The sequence below is a fragment of the Rhodococcus sp. I2R genome (assembly GCF_020889545.1).
Classification (GTDB): domain Bacteria; phylum Actinomycetota; class Actinomycetes; order Mycobacteriales; family Mycobacteriaceae; genus Rhodococcoides.
In genome coordinates this window covers 54,843-69,915 of sequence record NZ_JAHUTG010000002.1, presented here as the reverse complement: position 1 = coordinate 69,915, position 15,073 = coordinate 54,843, and the positions used below count along the sequence as shown (strand labels likewise).

17 protein-coding genes are annotated in these 15,073 nt (G+C 64.8%); 12 read left to right on the top strand and 5 right to left on the bottom strand.

Annotated elements, in window-relative coordinates; genetic code table 11:
* Positions 1 to 287 precede the first annotated feature (287 nt).
* From KVY23_RS01935 to KVY23_RS01910, 6 genes are all read left to right on the top strand, one after another.
* Complete coding sequence (locus tag KVY23_RS01935; RefSeq protein WP_230555270.1) at positions 288 to 1,091, top strand: DUF1206 domain-containing protein; 804 nt, start codon at positions 288 to 290, stop codon at positions 1,089 to 1,091.
* 84 nt (positions 1,092 to 1,175) lie between these two features.
* Complete coding sequence (locus tag KVY23_RS01930) at positions 1,176 to 1,637, top strand: SRPBCC family protein (RefSeq protein ID WP_075838405.1); 462 nt, start codon at positions 1,176 to 1,178, stop codon at positions 1,635 to 1,637.
* Positions 1,638 to 1,710: 73 nt separating this feature from the next.
* A complete protein-coding gene (locus KVY23_RS01925; protein ID WP_075838346.1) occupies positions 1,711 to 1,977 on the top strand; it encodes a GlsB/YeaQ/YmgE family stress response membrane protein in 267 nt (88 codons plus the stop codon).
* A gap of 126 nt (positions 1,978 to 2,103) precedes the next feature.
* Positions 2,104 to 2,820, top strand: a complete 717-nt coding sequence (locus KVY23_RS01920; RefSeq protein ID WP_075838406.1) for a phosphatidylserine decarboxylase — start codon at positions 2,104 to 2,106, stop codon at positions 2,818 to 2,820.
* A 10-nt stretch (positions 2,821 to 2,830) separates the two neighbouring features.
* Complete coding sequence (locus tag KVY23_RS01915) at positions 2,831 to 3,691, top strand: phosphatidylcholine/phosphatidylserine synthase (RefSeq protein WP_206509233.1); 861 nt, start codon at positions 2,831 to 2,833, stop codon at positions 3,689 to 3,691.
* 30 nt (positions 3,692 to 3,721) lie between these two features.
* Complete coding sequence (locus KVY23_RS01910; RefSeq protein WP_230555095.1) at positions 3,722 to 5,932, top strand: AAA family ATPase; 2,211 nt, start codon at positions 3,722 to 3,724, stop codon at positions 5,930 to 5,932.
* A gap of 51 nt (positions 5,933 to 5,983) precedes the next feature.
* On the opposite strand, the gene KVY23_RS01905 is transcribed toward KVY23_RS01910, so the two are convergent.
* The 5 genes from KVY23_RS01905 to KVY23_RS01885 form a co-directional block, all read right to left on the bottom strand.
* A complete protein-coding gene (locus KVY23_RS01905; protein WP_206509231.1) occupies positions 5,984 to 6,736 on the bottom strand; it encodes an isocitrate lyase/phosphoenolpyruvate mutase family protein in 753 nt (250 codons plus the stop codon).
* A 72-nt stretch (positions 6,737 to 6,808) separates the two neighbouring features.
* Positions 6,809 to 7,162, bottom strand: coding sequence for an NUDIX domain-containing protein (locus tag KVY23_RS01900; protein WP_075838407.1), 354 nt, complete (start codon positions 7,160 to 7,162; stop codon positions 6,809 to 6,811).
* A gap of 47 nt (positions 7,163 to 7,209) precedes the next feature.
* Positions 7,210 to 7,614 (bottom strand): VOC family protein, encoded by a 405-nt coding sequence (locus KVY23_RS01895; RefSeq protein ID WP_230555094.1) that lies wholly within the window; start codon positions 7,612 to 7,614, stop codon positions 7,210 to 7,212.
* A gap of 6 nt (positions 7,615 to 7,620) precedes the next feature.
* A complete protein-coding gene (locus tag KVY23_RS01890) occupies positions 7,621 to 8,094 on the bottom strand; it encodes an SRPBCC family protein (RefSeq protein ID WP_230555093.1) in 474 nt (157 codons plus the stop codon).
* Positions 8,091 to 8,432, bottom strand: coding sequence for a helix-turn-helix transcriptional regulator (locus KVY23_RS01885; protein WP_075838408.1), 342 nt, complete (start codon positions 8,430 to 8,432; stop codon positions 8,091 to 8,093). The genes KVY23_RS01890 and KVY23_RS01885 overlap by 4 nt, the downstream gene beginning before the upstream one ends.
* Positions 8,433 to 8,678: 246 nt before the next feature.
* On the opposite strand from KVY23_RS01885, the gene KVY23_RS01880 reads away from it, so the two are divergent.
* Genes KVY23_RS01880 through mnhG form a run of 6 tightly spaced genes read left to right on the top strand, consistent with a single transcriptional unit; the run spans position 8,679 to position 15,069 of the window.
* Positions 8,679 to 11,522 (top strand): Na+/H+ antiporter subunit A, encoded by a 2,844-nt coding sequence (locus KVY23_RS01880; RefSeq protein WP_230555092.1) that lies wholly within the window; start codon positions 8,679 to 8,681, stop codon positions 11,520 to 11,522.
* A complete protein-coding gene (locus KVY23_RS01875) occupies positions 11,519 to 12,154 on the top strand; it encodes a Na(+)/H(+) antiporter subunit C (protein ID WP_230555091.1) in 636 nt (211 codons plus the stop codon). Before KVY23_RS01880 ends, KVY23_RS01875 begins: the two co-directional genes overlap by 4 nt.
* On the top strand, positions 12,151 to 13,776 hold the full coding sequence (locus tag KVY23_RS01870) for a Na+/H+ antiporter subunit D (protein ID WP_230555090.1): 1,626 nt from the start codon (positions 12,151 to 12,153) through the stop codon (positions 13,774 to 13,776). Before KVY23_RS01875 ends, KVY23_RS01870 begins: the two co-directional genes overlap by 4 nt.
* On the top strand, positions 13,776 to 14,492 hold the full coding sequence (locus KVY23_RS01865; protein ID WP_230555269.1) for a Na+/H+ antiporter subunit E: 717 nt from the start codon (positions 13,776 to 13,778) through the stop codon (positions 14,490 to 14,492). Before KVY23_RS01870 ends, KVY23_RS01865 begins: the two co-directional genes overlap by 1 nt.
* The gene (locus KVY23_RS01860; RefSeq protein ID WP_075838350.1) at positions 14,489 to 14,746 is read left to right on the top strand and encodes a monovalent cation/H+ antiporter complex subunit F; all 258 of its coding nucleotides are present in this window, start codon (positions 14,489 to 14,491) and stop codon (positions 14,744 to 14,746) included. The genes KVY23_RS01865 and KVY23_RS01860 overlap by 4 nt, the downstream gene beginning before the upstream one ends.
* Positions 14,743 to 15,069 (top strand): monovalent cation/H(+) antiporter subunit G, encoded by a 327-nt coding sequence (gene mnhG / locus KVY23_RS01855; protein ID WP_075838351.1) that lies wholly within the window; start codon positions 14,743 to 14,745, stop codon positions 15,067 to 15,069. The genes KVY23_RS01860 and mnhG overlap by 4 nt, the downstream gene beginning before the upstream one ends.
* Positions 15,070 to 15,073: the final 4 nt, after the last annotated feature.

Genomic DNA, 15,073 nt, shown 5'->3' with positions numbered 1-15,073 from the left:
CGATTTCGCCGGGGGTGAGGAGTCGCTCGAGCTTCTCACTGGGCCACTTCCTAGGGCTGCCGCTCATTCGAGCGGTTTCCAGCAGGGGCACTTCCGAGCTGGGACGACGCAAGATCGAATGAATGTTCACGATCGATCACTCCGAACACATACTTGTTGTGGTCTGGTTCCTCGTTCGTACTATCGCCAGTGTTCGCTTCCCGTTACCACTTTGGGGGGAGGCGCGCGGTACGTGTTTCCCGGGCGAGGCATTCGGGTACGAATACCGGACACCACCACCATCGGGGATCTACGTGAATTCATCGGCCGGCGATACCGCCCAGCGCGCACAAGACAGTGACCTGTTCGAGAAGGCCGCACGAGGCGGGCATGTCGTCTCCGGTCTCGTGCACCTCCTGATCGGCTACATCGCGATCCGTCTCGCCTTCGGCGACAGCGGCAGTGCAGACCAATCCGGTGCCCTCGGCACCCTGGCCGCACAACCCGGAGGCAGGATCGCCCTGTGGGTCGCCGTCGTCGCTTTCGCAGCGCTCGCGCTGTGGCGGATCATCGAAGCGGTCATCGGTAAGAAGACGGACCAAGATGCGGGCAGCGCGATGGACCGACTGAAGGCCCTGGCTCTCGCTGGGGTGTACATCGCGTTCACGTGGACGACCTTCCAGTTCGCCAGCGGATCCGGTGAGTCCAGCGGGCAACAGAACGCCGGCATGTCGGCACGGCTCATGGAGAACGGCTTCGGCAAGGCGGCGCTCGTCCTCATCGGACTCATTGTCATCGGCGTCGGCGGCTACCACGTGTACAAGGGCGTCTCCAAGAACTTCCTCGACGACCTAGAAGGCCATCAGAGCAAATCGGTGGAACGGCTGGGCATCGCCGGATACGTCGCCAAGGGCATCGCGCTGATCGGCGCAGGGGGCCTCGTCGTCGCTGCTGTGTTCACCTCCGACCCCAGTAAGGCCACCGGCATCGACGGCGCTATCAAGACGCTCGGCGCCCAGCCGTTCGGCCGGTTTCTGCTGATTCTCGCCGGCGTCGGGATCGGCCTGTACGGGCTGTACGCATTCGTCCTGGCCCGTCGCGCACAGATGTAGTGCCGCATCGGTTGTGGGCATGCCTATACGATCAGGCGAAATGTCTGTAACGGTCGGTTGCAAACAACCCCAATGGAGGCGCACGTGAGCAAGACCCTGGAAGCCAGCATCGATGTCGAGGCCACCCCGGAGCAGGTGTGGAAGGTCGTGTCCGATCTCAAGCGCATGGGCGAGTGGAGCCCTCAGTGCAAGAAGATGAAGGTCTTCGGCGGCGATGTGCGCAAGGGCACCACCACGCTGAACATCAATCGCAAGGGCATGCTGGTGTGGCCGACCACTGCAAAGGTCGTGGAATTTCAGCCGAACAAGGCCATTGCGTTTCGGATCGTCGAGAACAAGACGATCTGGTCCTACACGCTCACACCGTCCGCCACCGGCACCGGCACCACCGTCGTGGAAAAGCGCGAAGCGCCCACCGGCACCAGCGCGGTCTCTGGATTCCTGGTCAAGAACGTTCTCGGCGGAACCGAGCAGTTCGATGTCGAGCTCCTGGAAGGCATGAACAAGACCCTCCAGCGCATCAAGTCCGAAAGCGAAAACGCATAACGGTGTTTGCGCCTCGATAGTTCCGGGCAATCCCCCTCGAGTCATCAACGACACCAATAAGAGGGGGCACCACATGTTGGGCTTGGGAATCATCGGCTGGATCATCATCGGCGGCCTCGCCGGTTGGATCGGTAGCAAGATCATGAAAACGGATGCTCAGATGGGCATCATCCTCAACATCGTCGTCGGCATCGTCGGTGGCCTGCTCGGTGGTTGGCTGCTCAGCGCCTTCCTCGACGTCGAAGGCGGCGGAATCATCTTCAGCTTCCTGACCTGCCTGCTAGGAGCTGTCATTCTACTGTGGATCGTGAAGATGGTCATGGGTCGATCGAAGGTCTGATCTCCCGGCGCACGCGTTCGGCAACTGCCGGGGCTTCTCACGTACTGTGTGAAGCCCCGGCAGTGTTCGTTGGACCATGCTGTTCTTTCGACCATACTGTCCGCCGCGATTCACAAGAGGAGCTCAGTGGCACGCCGTCCAGCCCCGATCGGTCAACCTCCCCGCACCGGCATCGCGCACGTCGCCGAACTGGTGAAGGAAGCCGTTCCACCGCTTCACCCCGCAGGCCTGCCCTTCGTCGCCGGACCCCTGGCGGTTGCCCTGCTCGGCCGTCGGCACCGGTGGATTCGACGCGCAGGACTCACCGCCGCAGGAGCATGCGCCACGTTCTTCAGGCACCCCAACCGCGTACCGCCCAACCGCCCGGGTGTGGTCGTCGCACCGGCGGACGGACTCGTGACACTCGTCGACACGGCCGTCCCACCGGCCGAACTCGATCTAGGAACCGAAGCGGTCCCTCGCGTCAGCATCTTTCTGTCCGTACTGGACGTACACGTCCAGCGCGTACCGGTAGCCGGTGAGGTCGTGGAGGTAGTGCATCGGAAGGGTCAGTTCAAGTCCGCCGACCTGGCCGAGGCCAGCGAGGTCAACGAGCGCAACAGCATGCACATCAGAACTCCAACGGGACACGACGTCGCGGTCGTCCAGATCGCCGGTCTGATCGCACGTCGCATCATCAACTATGCCAAGGTCGGCGACGTCCTCTCCATCGGTGACACATACGGCCTCATCCGCTTCGGATCGCGCGTCGACACGTATTTTCCGGCCGGAACCACGCTGCTCGTCGAGCGTGGCCAACGATCGATCGGCGCCGAGACGGTCCTCGCGGAACTACCTCGGTAGAGGCGCCACGATGATCACGCGACGATCACGCCGACCGGCGGCTGTCCGTCTACTGCCGTCGGTGGTGACGATTCTCGCCCTGTGCGCCGGCCTCTCCGCGGTCAAATTCGCACTCGACGACCAACTGGGAACCGCGCTGGCAATGATCGGAGCCGCAGCGATTCTCGATGCCCTCGACGGCCGAATCGCTCGCCTGCTCGACGCCACCAGCAAGATCGGTGCCGAACTCGATTCGCTCGCCGACGCGATCTCCTTCGGCGTCGCGCCGGCCCTGGTGCTCTACGTGACACTGCTGGAGGGATCACAGTTCGGTTGGATCGTCGCGCTCGTGTACGCGGTGGCGGTCGTCCTGCGGCTGGCCCGGTTCAACACACTGCTCGATGTCGACGACTCCCCCGGGTACGCGAGCGAGTTCTTCACCGGAGTACCCGCGCCGGCAGGTGCCCTGATCGTCCTCACCCCGATGGCCGCGTTCCAGGTGTGGGGCGACGGCTGGTGGGCATCATTCCCCGTGGTGACCGGCTGGACCTTGTTCGCGGCCGGTCTTGCAGTCAGCAGAATCCCGACGCTGGCACTCAAGACGGTGTCGGTACCGCCGCGCATGGCAGCAGCCCTGCTCATTCTCGTCGCGCTGACGGCTGCTGCGCTGATCACGTACCCGCTGATACTTCTGATCGTTCTGGTAGCGGTCTACCTGGCGCACATTCCGTTCGCGGTCCGCTCGCAGCGGTGGGTCGCCGCTCGCCCGTACACCTGGGATGCCAAGCCCTCGGAGCGACGGGCCGAACGCCGCGCCATCCGCCGCGCACCCCGCGGCCCGCGCCGGTCCACTGCCCGACTCGGCCTCCGTCGTCCCCGGAGCCCATCATGACCCGGAGCCCATCATGACCCGGAGCCCATCATGACCGAGAGCGCCTCCCGGCCGGAGCTGGTACTGACCGCCCGACTCAACACCTCCGCCGCCGACGCCCGGCGGGGTGTCGTGCGGCTACACCCCGAAGTGCTGGCGGCACTGGGCATTCGAGAATGGGATGCCATCGCGCTGGTCGGCAGCCGGCGAACCGCATCCGTCGCAGGCCGTGCTCCCGCGAACACACCGCACGGGACAGCGTTGCTCGACGACGTGACGCTGTCCAACGCCGGTATCAAGGAGGACGGTTCGATCGCTGTGACGCCGGTATCGGTGCAGGGCGCGAGGACTGTCACCATCGCGGGATCGGCGCTCGCCACCGGGTCCATCTCCGACGCCACCCTCCGGCAGGCCCTGCTCGGCAAGGTACTGACCGTCGGGGATACGGTCTCGCTGCTCCCCCGCGACCTAGGCCCCGGAACGAGCACGAGTGCCGCTACTCAAGCACTCTCGCGAACGTTCGGTGTGGCGTGGACGACGGAACTGTTGACGGTCTCGTCCACCGACCCCTCCGGCGGTCCGGTCAGTGTCCAGCCCAATTCGGCTGTCGGCTGGGGCGACGGCAACCACGGTGCGAAAGCCCCCAGTGCGAAAGCCCCCAGCGCGCGGGTCCCCAGTGTGACGGTCGAACGCCGGATTGCCCCGACCGTGCCCGCCACCGAGTTGGTCGGGGTGACGGCGCAGCTGGAGAAACTCTCCGAATGGCTACGTCTGGCTCTGGACGAATCCGAGCTGCTGGCCAGACTGGGCGCCTCACCGCATCTCGGTGTGCTTGTCACCGGTCCAGGTGGAGTCGGCAAGTCGACGCTGGCCCGCGCCGCGCTGGCAGGCAGGTCGGTCGTCGAGCTCGACGGGCCTTCGGTCGGGGCGCTCGATGCCGCCGCACGTGTGGAGGCCATCTCCTCGGCCGTCGATCGCCTCAGCGGAGGTGGCGTCCTGCTGGTCACCGACATCGACGCCCTCCTGCCCGTCACCCCGGAACCCGCGTCGACGCTGGTGCTGGATCAGCTGCAGCGAGCCGTCGACACCACGGGGGTCGCTTTCGTGGCCACCACGGCCCACCCGGAGGGGACCGACTCCAGACTTCGCGCACAGGATCTGTGCGACCGCGAGCTGACGCTGTCGCTACCGGACGGGGCAGGGCGCACCGCGTTCCTCGAACATCTCCTTCGCACAGCACCGACGGACAACCTCACGCTCGGCGAGATCGCCTCGCGAACACCGGGTTTCGTGGTGGCCGACCTTGCCGCGCTCGTTCGGGAATCTGCCCTGCGCGCCGCCACGCGAGCGAGCAACGGGAAATCGGAGCCACAGATCATTCAGGACGATCTAGTGGGCGCCCTCGACGTGATTCGACCGCTTTCACGCTCGGGTAGCGAGGAACTCGCCATCGGAAGCATCACGCTCGACGATGTGGGCGACATGGTCGAGACTAAGCAGGCTCTCACCGAGGCGGTACTGTGGCCGCTACGGCACCCGGATTCCTTCGCGCGCTTGGGTATCGAACCGCCTCGTGGGGTGCTGCTCTACGGACCACCCGGATGCGGCAAGACGTTCCTCGTTCGCGCCCTCGCCAGTTCCGGTCAATTGAGCGTGCACGCCGTCAAAGGTGCTGAGCTGATGGACAAGTGGGTCGGCTCCTCGGAGAAGGCCGTGCGGGAATTGTTCCAACGCGCCCGAGACTCCGCTCCGTCACTGATCTTTCTCGACGAGGTCGATGCGCTTGCGCCGCGGCGTGGACAGAGTGCCGACTCCGGCGTCGGCGACCGAGTGGTGGCGTCCTTGCTGACGGAATTGGACGGCGTCGAACCGCTACGCGATGTCGTCGTGCTCGGCGCGACCAACAGGCCAGATCTGATCGATCCCGCGCTGCTGCGGCCCGGTCGTCTCGAGCGGTTGGTATTCGTCCCACCGCCGGACGCCGAGGCACGCAAGGCCATTCTCCAGGCGTCGGGCAAGTCCGTTCCGCTGGCCGAGGATGTCGACCTGGATGCGCTGGCAGACGACCTCGACGGTTATTCGGCAGCGGACTGTGCCGCGTTGCTCCGCGAGGCCGCACTGACGGCGCTGCGCAGGTCGATGGACGCCACCGATGTCACCGCCGAGGACGTCGAGACCGCGCGCCGCACGGTGCGTCCCTCGCTCGATCCCGAGCAGGTGGCGAACCTGAAGGCGTTCAGCGAGGGCGCTTCGCGCATGTGAGCGGAAATACGTGTCCCACTATGTATTTCCGCTCACGTGCGCCGGAGGCGCCTATTTCCAGCGGGCCAGCAGCCGGTCGGCCTCGCTGGCGAGCGCGCCCTGCAGCAGCGGGCCGAAGCTGATGCGCCCCACGCCCAACGATGCGAAGTGCGCCAGGTCCCCCTTCGCCGGATCCGCGATGGCGTTGATGGGCAGCGGAAGCTCCTCGGCCAGGCGTTTGTGGTCCGCATCGCTGTGGAAGCCCACGGGGTACAGCGAGTCGGCGCCTGCCTCCGCCGCAAGCTTCAGCCGGGCGATGGCACGGTCGACACGGTCGCTCTCGTCGCCGACCTGCTTGACGAACAGGTCCGTGCGGGCGTTGACGACCACGTGCACGTCGGTCGCGTCCGAGGCGGTTCGCAGTGCGCCGACGAAGTCCGCGTGCTCCTGGGCCTCGCGGAGCCGTCCACCTTCACTGTGCACGGTGTCCTCGATGTTGAGACCGACGGCGCCAGCCGCGATCAAACCCTCGATCAGCCGGCTCGGCTCCTGCCCGTAGCCGGATTCGATGTCGACCGAAAGTGGTACATCGACGGCGGAACTGATCTGGGAGATCCGCGTGAGGAGTTCCTCGAAGGTGATGCCTTCGTTGTCGGGCTTGCCGATGGAGTCCGAGACGGGGTGACTCCCGACGGTGAGTGCGGCGAATCCGGCCGAGACCGCCAGATTTGCCGACCATGCGTCCCACACGGTGGGCAGAACGACTGGTGCGCCCGGCTTGTGCAGTTCGAGCAGGGTGGTGGCCTTCTGAGACAAACTCGTCATAGGTGCTCCTGACCTCGGGTTGTGAGAACGTACGTTCTCGCAGTCCCCAGCGTACCTGCGCCCGCCGCTACGTCAATCGATCAAGCCCAGTTCTTTCATGCGGTCGAACACCATCAACGAGCCAGGGGCGACGTCCGGCATCGCCGCGTACTCATCCCGCGTGAAGAAGCGAATCTCGGCAATCTCACTGGTCGGCGCGGGCTCGGAGAGTATCTCCGCTCGAAAGCAATGAAGCTCGAGCGCAGTGCCGGGGGCGTGCCCCCACGCTTGGCATCGGAACACGCCCAGCAGCTCGACGTCGACCACCCCGGTGTCGAGCTCCTCGCGAATCTCTCGGTGCAGCGCGTCGACAGGAGTCTCGCCGGGGTCGATCTTGCCGCCGGCCATGTAGAACGCGGACTTGCCCGCAGACCTGGCCTGGATCATTCGACGATCCCGCACATACGCCAGGCCTGCGGTTCGAATCACGGAGGTCACTTCGGGATCAGTGGCTTCTCGGCCCGCACCTTCAACTGCTGAACCGCCCAGGTGTTGCCGTCCGGATCCGCGAAGCCGAACAAGGTGCCACCATCACGCTCATCTACGACGACGATCTCGCTCGCCTCCACGCCGCGGCCGAGCAACTCCTCCCGGGCGGCATAGGCGTCGGACACCACGAGCTGTAGACCTCGAAGCGACCCCGGCGCCATCTCCTGCTGCCCAGGCAAAGTCCCGATCACGACGGAGCATCCCGATCCGCGCGGAGTGAGCTGAGCAAAGTTCATGTGCTCGTTCACCGTGTGATGGTCCAGCGCGAAGCCCACCTTGTCGCGGTAGAACTCGATTGCCCGATCGAGTTCGGACACAGGAACGACGACAACTTCCAGAGTCCAGTCCATCGCCCGTCAGCTCTCCTGGAGAATCCGGTCGAGACTTCGATATCCCTCGGTCACACCCTGCTCCATCCCGCTCTGCACCATTCCATCGCGCGCCTCGACAGAGGGGTAGACACTGTGGGCTTCCAGACGCGTGCGTCCGTTCAGGTCGACGAACGTCAGCGACTCGATGCTGACAGAATCAGGGAACCCTTCGAACTCGAATGTCTGGATCGCGAACTCGTTCTCGCGCACCACGTGGAATACCCCGTTGAACGCATACTCGGAGCCCTCGGGGTCGATGTGCACATAGCGGTATCGACCGCCCGTGCGGAACTCGTAGATATCTATCCGCATTTCGTAGCCGCTGGGGCCCAGCCACTGCTTCAACAGATCCGGGTCCCGGTGAGCCCGGAAGACGGCGTCGACCGGCGCGTCGAACTCGCGCGTCATGTCGATGAAGGGGAGGCCCTCCGGTGCTGTGATGTCGACAGGATTACTCATCTTTGTTCTCCCTGTGTGGTGAGCAGCTCGTCGAGGTTTCGGAACTGCTGTTCGGCGATGATTCGGTACTTGTCGATCCACGCGGTCAGCTCCTCGAGCCGGCGTGCGTCGAGATGCACGGGTCGACGCTGGGCGTCACGCGAGCGAGTGACCAGGCCTGCTTTCTCGAGCACCTGGATATGCCGCGAGACCGCTTGCTTGCTGATCTCGAACGGCTCGGCCAGATCGTTCACGGTCTGCGGTCCACGACTCAAACGCGCCACGATTGTCCGACGGACCGGGTCGGCGAGAGCCATGAACGCCGAATCCAGCCGAGCGACGCTCGATTCGTCGCTCATGATCAACTAACTCCTTTATCAACCAACGTGTTGACAACGGTAGCAGCAGGCACACCCACCGGTCAATGGATTCCGACCGCACGGTGCGCAACGAAATATGTACCCGAAGTAGGATGAACTCACCCTGCACTCGAAGGCCGAGTGTCCGGCACGCGAGCACACCCACACCTACACCCACTCGACGCCGCCCCGACGACCACCGTGTCGCATGCACGACACGATCACAGAGACGACGGAGTACCTTCCTTGCTCGCCATCCTGATCGCGCACACGGTGGCAGCTTTGTGCGCGCCGATGTTGGTCCGCTGGTGGGGCCGCAACGCCTTCTTCGCGCTGGCTCTGGTCCCGCTCGTGAGCCTGGGCTGGGTGGTCGAGCACTGGAACACCCAGCAGACGCTGAGCATCGAGTGGGTCCCGGGTCTGTCGATGAACATCGACATGAGGTTCGACTCCCTCGCCGCCATCATGTCCCTGCTGGTCCTCGGCATCGGCGCCCTGATCCTCCTCTACTGCGCGCGCTACTTCGAGGACGACGAACCCCGACTCGGACTGTTCGCCGCCGAGATGGTGGCGTTCGCCGGCGCCATGTTCGGCCTGATCACCAGCGACAACATGCTGGTGCTGTACATCTTCTGGGAGATCACCACAGTCCTGTCGTTCCTCCTCGTCGGCCATTACGCCGAGCGCGCCTCCTCGCGCCGCGCGGCAACACAGGCACTTCTGGTCACCACCGCCGGCGGGCTGGCGATGCTTGTCGGCATCATCGTGCTGGGCCAGGCGGCGGGAAGCTACAACCTCTCCGACGTCATCGCCGACGCGCCCTCCGGCTGGCTGCCCGGTGTGGCGATCGTGCTCATCCTCATCGGCGCGCTGTCCAAGTCCGCGATCGTGCCACTGCACTTCTGGCTCCCCGGCGCCATGGCCGCGCCGACCCCGGTCAGCGCCTACCTCCATGCAGCGGCGATGGTGAAGGCCGGCATCTATCTGGTGGCCCGACTGGCCCCGGGCTTTGCCGACTCGGGACCGTGGCGCGCCACCGTCATCACGCTCGGCCTGCTGTCGATGATCATCGCCGGCTGGCGAGCCCTACGCGCATTCGACCTCAAACTCGTCCTCGCCTTCGGCACGGTCAGCCAGCTGGGCTTCCTGATGGTTCTCGTCGGCATCGGCACCGAGAAAGCGATGCTGGCCGGCCTGACGATGGTGCTGGCGCACGCGATGTTCAAGGCGACGTTGTTCATGGTGGTCGGCATCATCGACCACACGACGGGCACCCGCGATATTCGCAAACTCGCTCACCTCGGAAAGAAGGCTCCGATCCTTGCGGTCATCGCCGCCCTTGCCGCCGCGAGCATGGCCGGGCTGCCACCGTTCCTCGGGTTCGTCGGCAAGGAAACCGCATTCTCTGCGGTCCTCGACACCCCTGCCCTCGCTCCCGCGGTCAGCGCCCTCGTTCTCACCGGCCTCGTTCTCGGGTCGATTCTGACGGTCACCTACAGCATTCGTTTCGTGTGGGGCGCTTTCGGCCGCAAGCATCTCGAACGTCCGAGTCCCGCCGTGGCCTCGATGCACGCCCCCGGCGCACTGTTTCTCGCCGTCCCGGCGTTCCTCGCCGTTCTCGGCGCCGTGGCCGGAGTCGCCTCCCCGGTGGTGGGGCGTCTCGTCGAGCCCTACACGTTCACCGTCGACTCCTACGGACAGGCGCCGTACCACCTCTCGCTCTGGCACGGCTTCAACCTGCCCCTCGCGCTGTCGGCGGTAGTCGTCACCGGCGGTGTCGCGCTGTTCATCGCGCATCGCGTGGTCAACAGACTCAACTTCGAGCATCCACCACTCGGCAACGCCGACCGAGCCTACGACGCCGTGCTCAAGGCCATGGACACCATCTCCATCCGTATCACCGGCACCACCCAGCGCGGCTCACTGCCACTGACGCAGGGAATCATCCTCACCACACTCGTCCTGCTGCCGATGATGATCTTGGCCACCAGCAGCGCGCCCGATCTGAAATTCGTCTTCTTCGAGACCCCGCTGCAACTGATCGTCGGGGGCATCATGATTGCCGGCGCGCTGGGCGCGACGGTGATGCGCAACCGCCTCGCCAGCGTGATTCTGGTCGGGTTGACCGGCTACGGCTGTGGCGTGATATTCGCCTTGCACGGCGCCCCGGATCTGGCTCTCACACAGTTGTTGGTCGAGACACTGACCCTGGTCATCTTCGTTCTCGTACTACGCAAATTGCCGGCCGAGGTCGACGACCGTGGAGCTGCGGGCTACCGCCTACCCCGAGCCCTGCTGTCCATCGCGGTCGGCGTCACCGTCACCGTTCTCGGCGTCTTCGCCATGAGTGTTCGCAACACCGACCCGATATCGCTGCTCCTACCCGAGGCCGCATACGAACTGGGCGACGGCAAGAACATCGTCAACGTTCTACTCGTCGACATCCGCGCCTGGGACACCCTCGGCGAAATCTCGGTCCTGCTGGTGGCCGCCACCGGCGTCGCGAGCCTGGTATTCCGCAACCGCCGGTTCGGCAGCGCTCCGCGTGTGTCCGACGCCCCGGCCACCGACTCCGGCAACGGCGGCAGCTCGGACGCCACGTGGCTGCTCGGCGGCGAGCTCATCGATCCTCGACACCGCTCACTCGTCCTCGAAGTCACCACTCGGTTGCTGTTCCCGACGATCATGGTGCTGTCGGTGTACTTCTTCTTCGCCGGGCACAACGCTCCGGGCGGCGGATTCGCAGGCGGGTTGACGGCCGGTCTCGCGCTCGTCCTGCGGTACCTGGCCGGCGGTCGCTACGAACTCGGCGAGGCAGTTCCCATCGATGCAGGCAAGATCCTCGGAATCGGACTGGTCTTCGCCTCCGGCACAGCGCTGGCCTCGATGTTCCTGGGTGCGCCCGTGTTGAGCTCGGCCACCCTCGAGGTGACGCTGCCGCTGCTCGGCGACATCAAACTGGTCACTGCCCTGTTCTTCGACTTCGGTGTGTATCTCATCGTGGTCGGTCTCGTACTCGACGTACTCCGAAGCCTCGGTGCTCGTCTCGACGCACAGGCGGAGTTGGATGTTCAGGTGAAGTCCCGATGACCGCGAACCTCGGCCTGCTGTCCTTGGCGGGCATGCTCGTCGCGTGCGGGGTCTACCTGCTGCTCGAACGCTCGATCACCAAGATGTTGCTGGGAGTGTTGTTGTTCAGCAACGGCGTCAACATCTTGATCATGACGGTCGGTGGTCCCCCAGGAAACCCGCCGATCGTCGGCCGGGACAGCGCCATCCACGACACGATGGCCGACCCGTTGGCGCAGGGTGTGATCCTCACCGCGATCGTCATCACGATGGGTATCGCGGCGTTCGTCCTCGCCCTCGCCTACCGCTCGTTCACCCTCAACACCAAGGACGCGATCGAGAACGACCCGGAGGACACCAAGGTCTCCAGGCGACGCTCCGTGGCCGAGGCGCCCGACCGAGACCGTTCCGACGACCCGGTCACCGGTGAGCCCAGCTTCGGCGGAGATGCGTTCGACTCCCGAGGAAATCCCATCCCGATCGAGCAGTTGAAGAACCTCGAGGACCTCGAATGCTACGAGGATCTGCATGACGGTGACTTCGAGGACGACGAGGACGAACTGCACGGGCTCGACGGCCTGGACAACGCGGAGATGTCCGACAGGGAGAAACGCGAAAGCGATCGCGAAGAGAAGAGGGGAGAGACAACATGACCGTCTCCCCCGACGTCCTGAGCATCCTCACGCCGCTACCCGTTCTGATTCCGCTCTTCGCCGCCGCATTGACGCTCGTCCTCGGCCGCCGACCCCGCGCTCAGCGACTCATCACGATCACGGCACTCGTCGCCGTCCTCGCTGTGTCCTCGATGCTGCTGTATCTCGCGGACCGGGGCGGCGCCTCCGCCATCCAGGTGGGCGGCTGGGATTCACCGATCGGCATCTCGCTCGTCGTCGACCGGCTCTCGGCCATGATGCTGGTGGTCAGCTCCATCGTGCTGCTCGCCGTCATGGTCTACTCGATCGGTCAGGGCATTCGAGACGGCAACGAGAACCAGCCCGTATCGATCTTCCTGCCGACGTACCTGGCATTGACCGCAGGGGTCAGCAACGCGTTCCTGGCAGGTGACCTCTTCAATCTCTACGTGGGATTCGAAGTCCTGCTCGTGGCGTCGTTCGTGCTGTTGACACTCGGGGCGAGCGCCGACCGAGTCCGGGCGGGCGTCTCGTACGTCATGGTCTCGGTGGTGTCCTCGCTCATCTTCCTCACCGGCATCGGTCTGATCTACGGTGCGACGGGGACACTGAATCTTGCGCACCTGGCCACCCGTCTCGACGACATTCCGACGGGCACCAGGACTGCGATCTTCGCCGTTCTACTCGTCGCCTTCGGCATCAAGGCGGCCGTGTTCCCACTGTCGACGTGGTTGCCGGACTCCTACCCCACCGCGCCCGCCCCCGTCACCGCGGTGTTCGCCGGCTTGCTGACCAAAGTCGGCGTCTACGCCATCATCCGGGCCCACACGTTGCTGTTCCCCGACGGCTCCCTCGACAAGGTCCTGATGGTGTGCGGGCTGCTGACGATGCTCGTGGGCATCTTCGGTTCGCTGGCGCAGACCGACATCAAGCGCCTGCTCTCGTTCACCCTCGTCAGCCACATCGGCTACATGGTGTTCGGTGTCGCGCTCTCCACGCAGGCGGGCCTGTCCGGGGCCATCTACTACGTCGCTCACCACATCATCGTCCAGACCACCCTCTTCCTCGTCGTCGGACTGATCGAACGGCAAGCCGGCTCGTCCTCGCTGCGGCGCCTCGGCGGACTCGCCGCCGCCAGCCCGGTCCTGGGCATCGTGTTCCTGGTACCGGCTCTGAATCTGGGCGGTATCCCACCGTTCTCGGGTTTCATCGGGAAAGTTGCGTTGCTGCAGGCCGGCAGCGCCGACGGCAGCGTGCTCGCCTGGATGCTCGTCGCCGGCGGTACGGTGACCAGCCTGTTGACTCTCTACGCCGTCACCCGCGTGTGGACCAAGGCGTTCTGGCGGGCACGCGCCGACGCCCCCGAGGGCGACCTGGCCGACAGCTCCCCGTCGGCGCTGCTCGACGATTCGAACGACATCCAGCTCGCCGACCGCGAGGACGTCGGACGAATGCCCGCCTTCATGCTCATCCCGACGATCGGGCTGGTGATCGTCGGCTTGTCCCTCACCGTGTTCGCCGGCCGAATCATCGACATCAGCGATCGCGCGGCAGCCGATCTGCGTGACCGGTCGGTGTACATCGACGCCGTCCGCGGTGACGGATTTCTCGGCGACGCTTCCGAGGCTGCGGAGGGCCGGTGATGTTCAACAAGGATGTGTTCAACAACCGTTTCCTGCTGCTGAGACTGTGGACACTGATCTGGCTCACGGCAGTCTGGGTCCTACTGTGGGGCAATCTGAGCTGGGCAAACGTTCTCGGCGGCATCGTCATCGGGCTCGGGATCATGATGCTGCTGCCGCTGCCCAAGGTGCCTGTCCAGGGCCGAATCCATGTGTTGTCGCTCGTTCGGCTCGTGGGGCTTTACGTCTACCTGGCTGCCGAATCCAGCGTCAACGTGGCCTGGTTGGCGGTCCGGCCCAAGGCGCCACCGATCACGGGCGTGGTTCGTTTCCGCATCACCATCAAGTCCGATCTCGTGCTCACCCTCTTCGTGGACGGGCTCAACCTCTTCCCCGGCACACTGGTACTGGAAATCGACCAGACCCGCAGGCTCATCTACGTCCACTTGCTCGATATGGGAAGCCAGAAGGCCGTCGATTCGTTCTTCCGGTCCGTCCGTCGCCTCGAAAGATTGTTCATCGCCGCATTCGAACGTGACGCCGAGTGGGCCCCCAGTTCCAGTCACGGCGAGGACCAAGCAAGCCACCACGGAATGGACAGCGATGACACAGCAGACGACGACACAGTCGGCGATGCCATCATCGACACCGAGGTGATCGGAGAAGACCTGAAGGCACCGCCGGAGCGTCGCGACGACAAGAAGATCGACGACGAACGACAGGGAGACTGGACGTGATTGTCGTACTCGCAATCTCGGGGGTACTGCTGATCGCCGCCGCTGTCATCACCACCTACCGCCTGCTCGCCGGTCCGGGCACCCTGGATCGGCTCGTCGCCATGGACACCATTCTGGCGGTGGCGATGTGCGGCCTGGCCGTATGGTCCGTGTACAGCCTCGACACCACCATCGTGCCCGCCATCGTTGCGCTGTCGCTGATCAGTTTCGTCGGCTCTGTCAGCGTCGCGCGATTCAGAGTGAAGGACGAATGAACACAGTTCTCGATGTGATCTCAGGAACGTTCATACTGCTGGGTGCCGTTTTCGCCTTCACCGCAGCGGTAGGGGTCGTTCGATTCGCCGACACACTCTCGCGCATGCACGCTGCTACCAAACCGCAGGTAGTCGGGCTGGTCCTGGTGCTGACAGGCGCCGTGATTCAGCTGCGCGGAAACGTCGACATCTGGATGTTGGTACTCGTCGGCATATTCACGCTGACCACCGCACCCATCATCGCGCACAACGTGGGGCGCACCGCCTACCGCGAGCAGCGTGGCCGCGACGGCCTCAGGATCGTCAACGAGCCCGAGAACTGAGCCG

Coding starts and splice junctions, on each gene's coding strand:
- mnhG (WP_075838351.1), top strand. CDS start 14,743: ATGAACACAGTTCTCGATGTGATCTCAGGAACGTTCATACTGCTGGGT.
- KVY23_RS01865 (WP_230555269.1), top strand. CDS start 13,776: ATGTTCAACAAGGATGTGTTCAACAACCGTTTCCTGCTGCTGAGACTG.
- KVY23_RS01925 (WP_075838346.1), top strand. CDS start 1,711: ATGTTGGGCTTGGGAATCATCGGCTGGATCATCATCGGCGGCCTCGCC.
- KVY23_RS01875 (WP_230555091.1), top strand. CDS start 11,519: ATGACCGCGAACCTCGGCCTGCTGTCCTTGGCGGGCATGCTCGTCGCG.
- KVY23_RS01905 (WP_206509231.1), bottom strand. CDS start 6,736: ATGACGAGTTTGTCTCAGAAGGCCACCACCCTGCTCGAACTGCACAAG.
- KVY23_RS01885 (WP_075838408.1), bottom strand. CDS start 8,432: ATGAGCGACGAATCGAGCGTCGCTCGGCTGGATTCGGCGTTCATGGCT.
- KVY23_RS01900 (WP_075838407.1), bottom strand. CDS start 7,162: ATGATCCAGGCCAGGTCTGCGGGCAAGTCCGCGTTCTACATGGCCGGC.
- KVY23_RS01915 (WP_206509233.1), top strand. CDS start 2,831: ATGATCACGCGACGATCACGCCGACCGGCGGCTGTCCGTCTACTGCCG.
- KVY23_RS01895 (WP_230555094.1), bottom strand. CDS start 7,614: ATGGACTGGACTCTGGAAGTTGTCGTCGTTCCTGTGTCCGAACTCGAT.
- KVY23_RS01870 (WP_230555090.1), top strand. CDS start 12,151: ATGACCGTCTCCCCCGACGTCCTGAGCATCCTCACGCCGCTACCCGTT.
- KVY23_RS01890 (WP_230555093.1), bottom strand. CDS start 8,094: ATGAGTAATCCTGTCGACATCACAGCACCGGAGGGCCTCCCCTTCATC.
- KVY23_RS01910 (WP_230555095.1), top strand. CDS start 3,722: ATGACCGAGAGCGCCTCCCGGCCGGAGCTGGTACTGACCGCCCGACTC.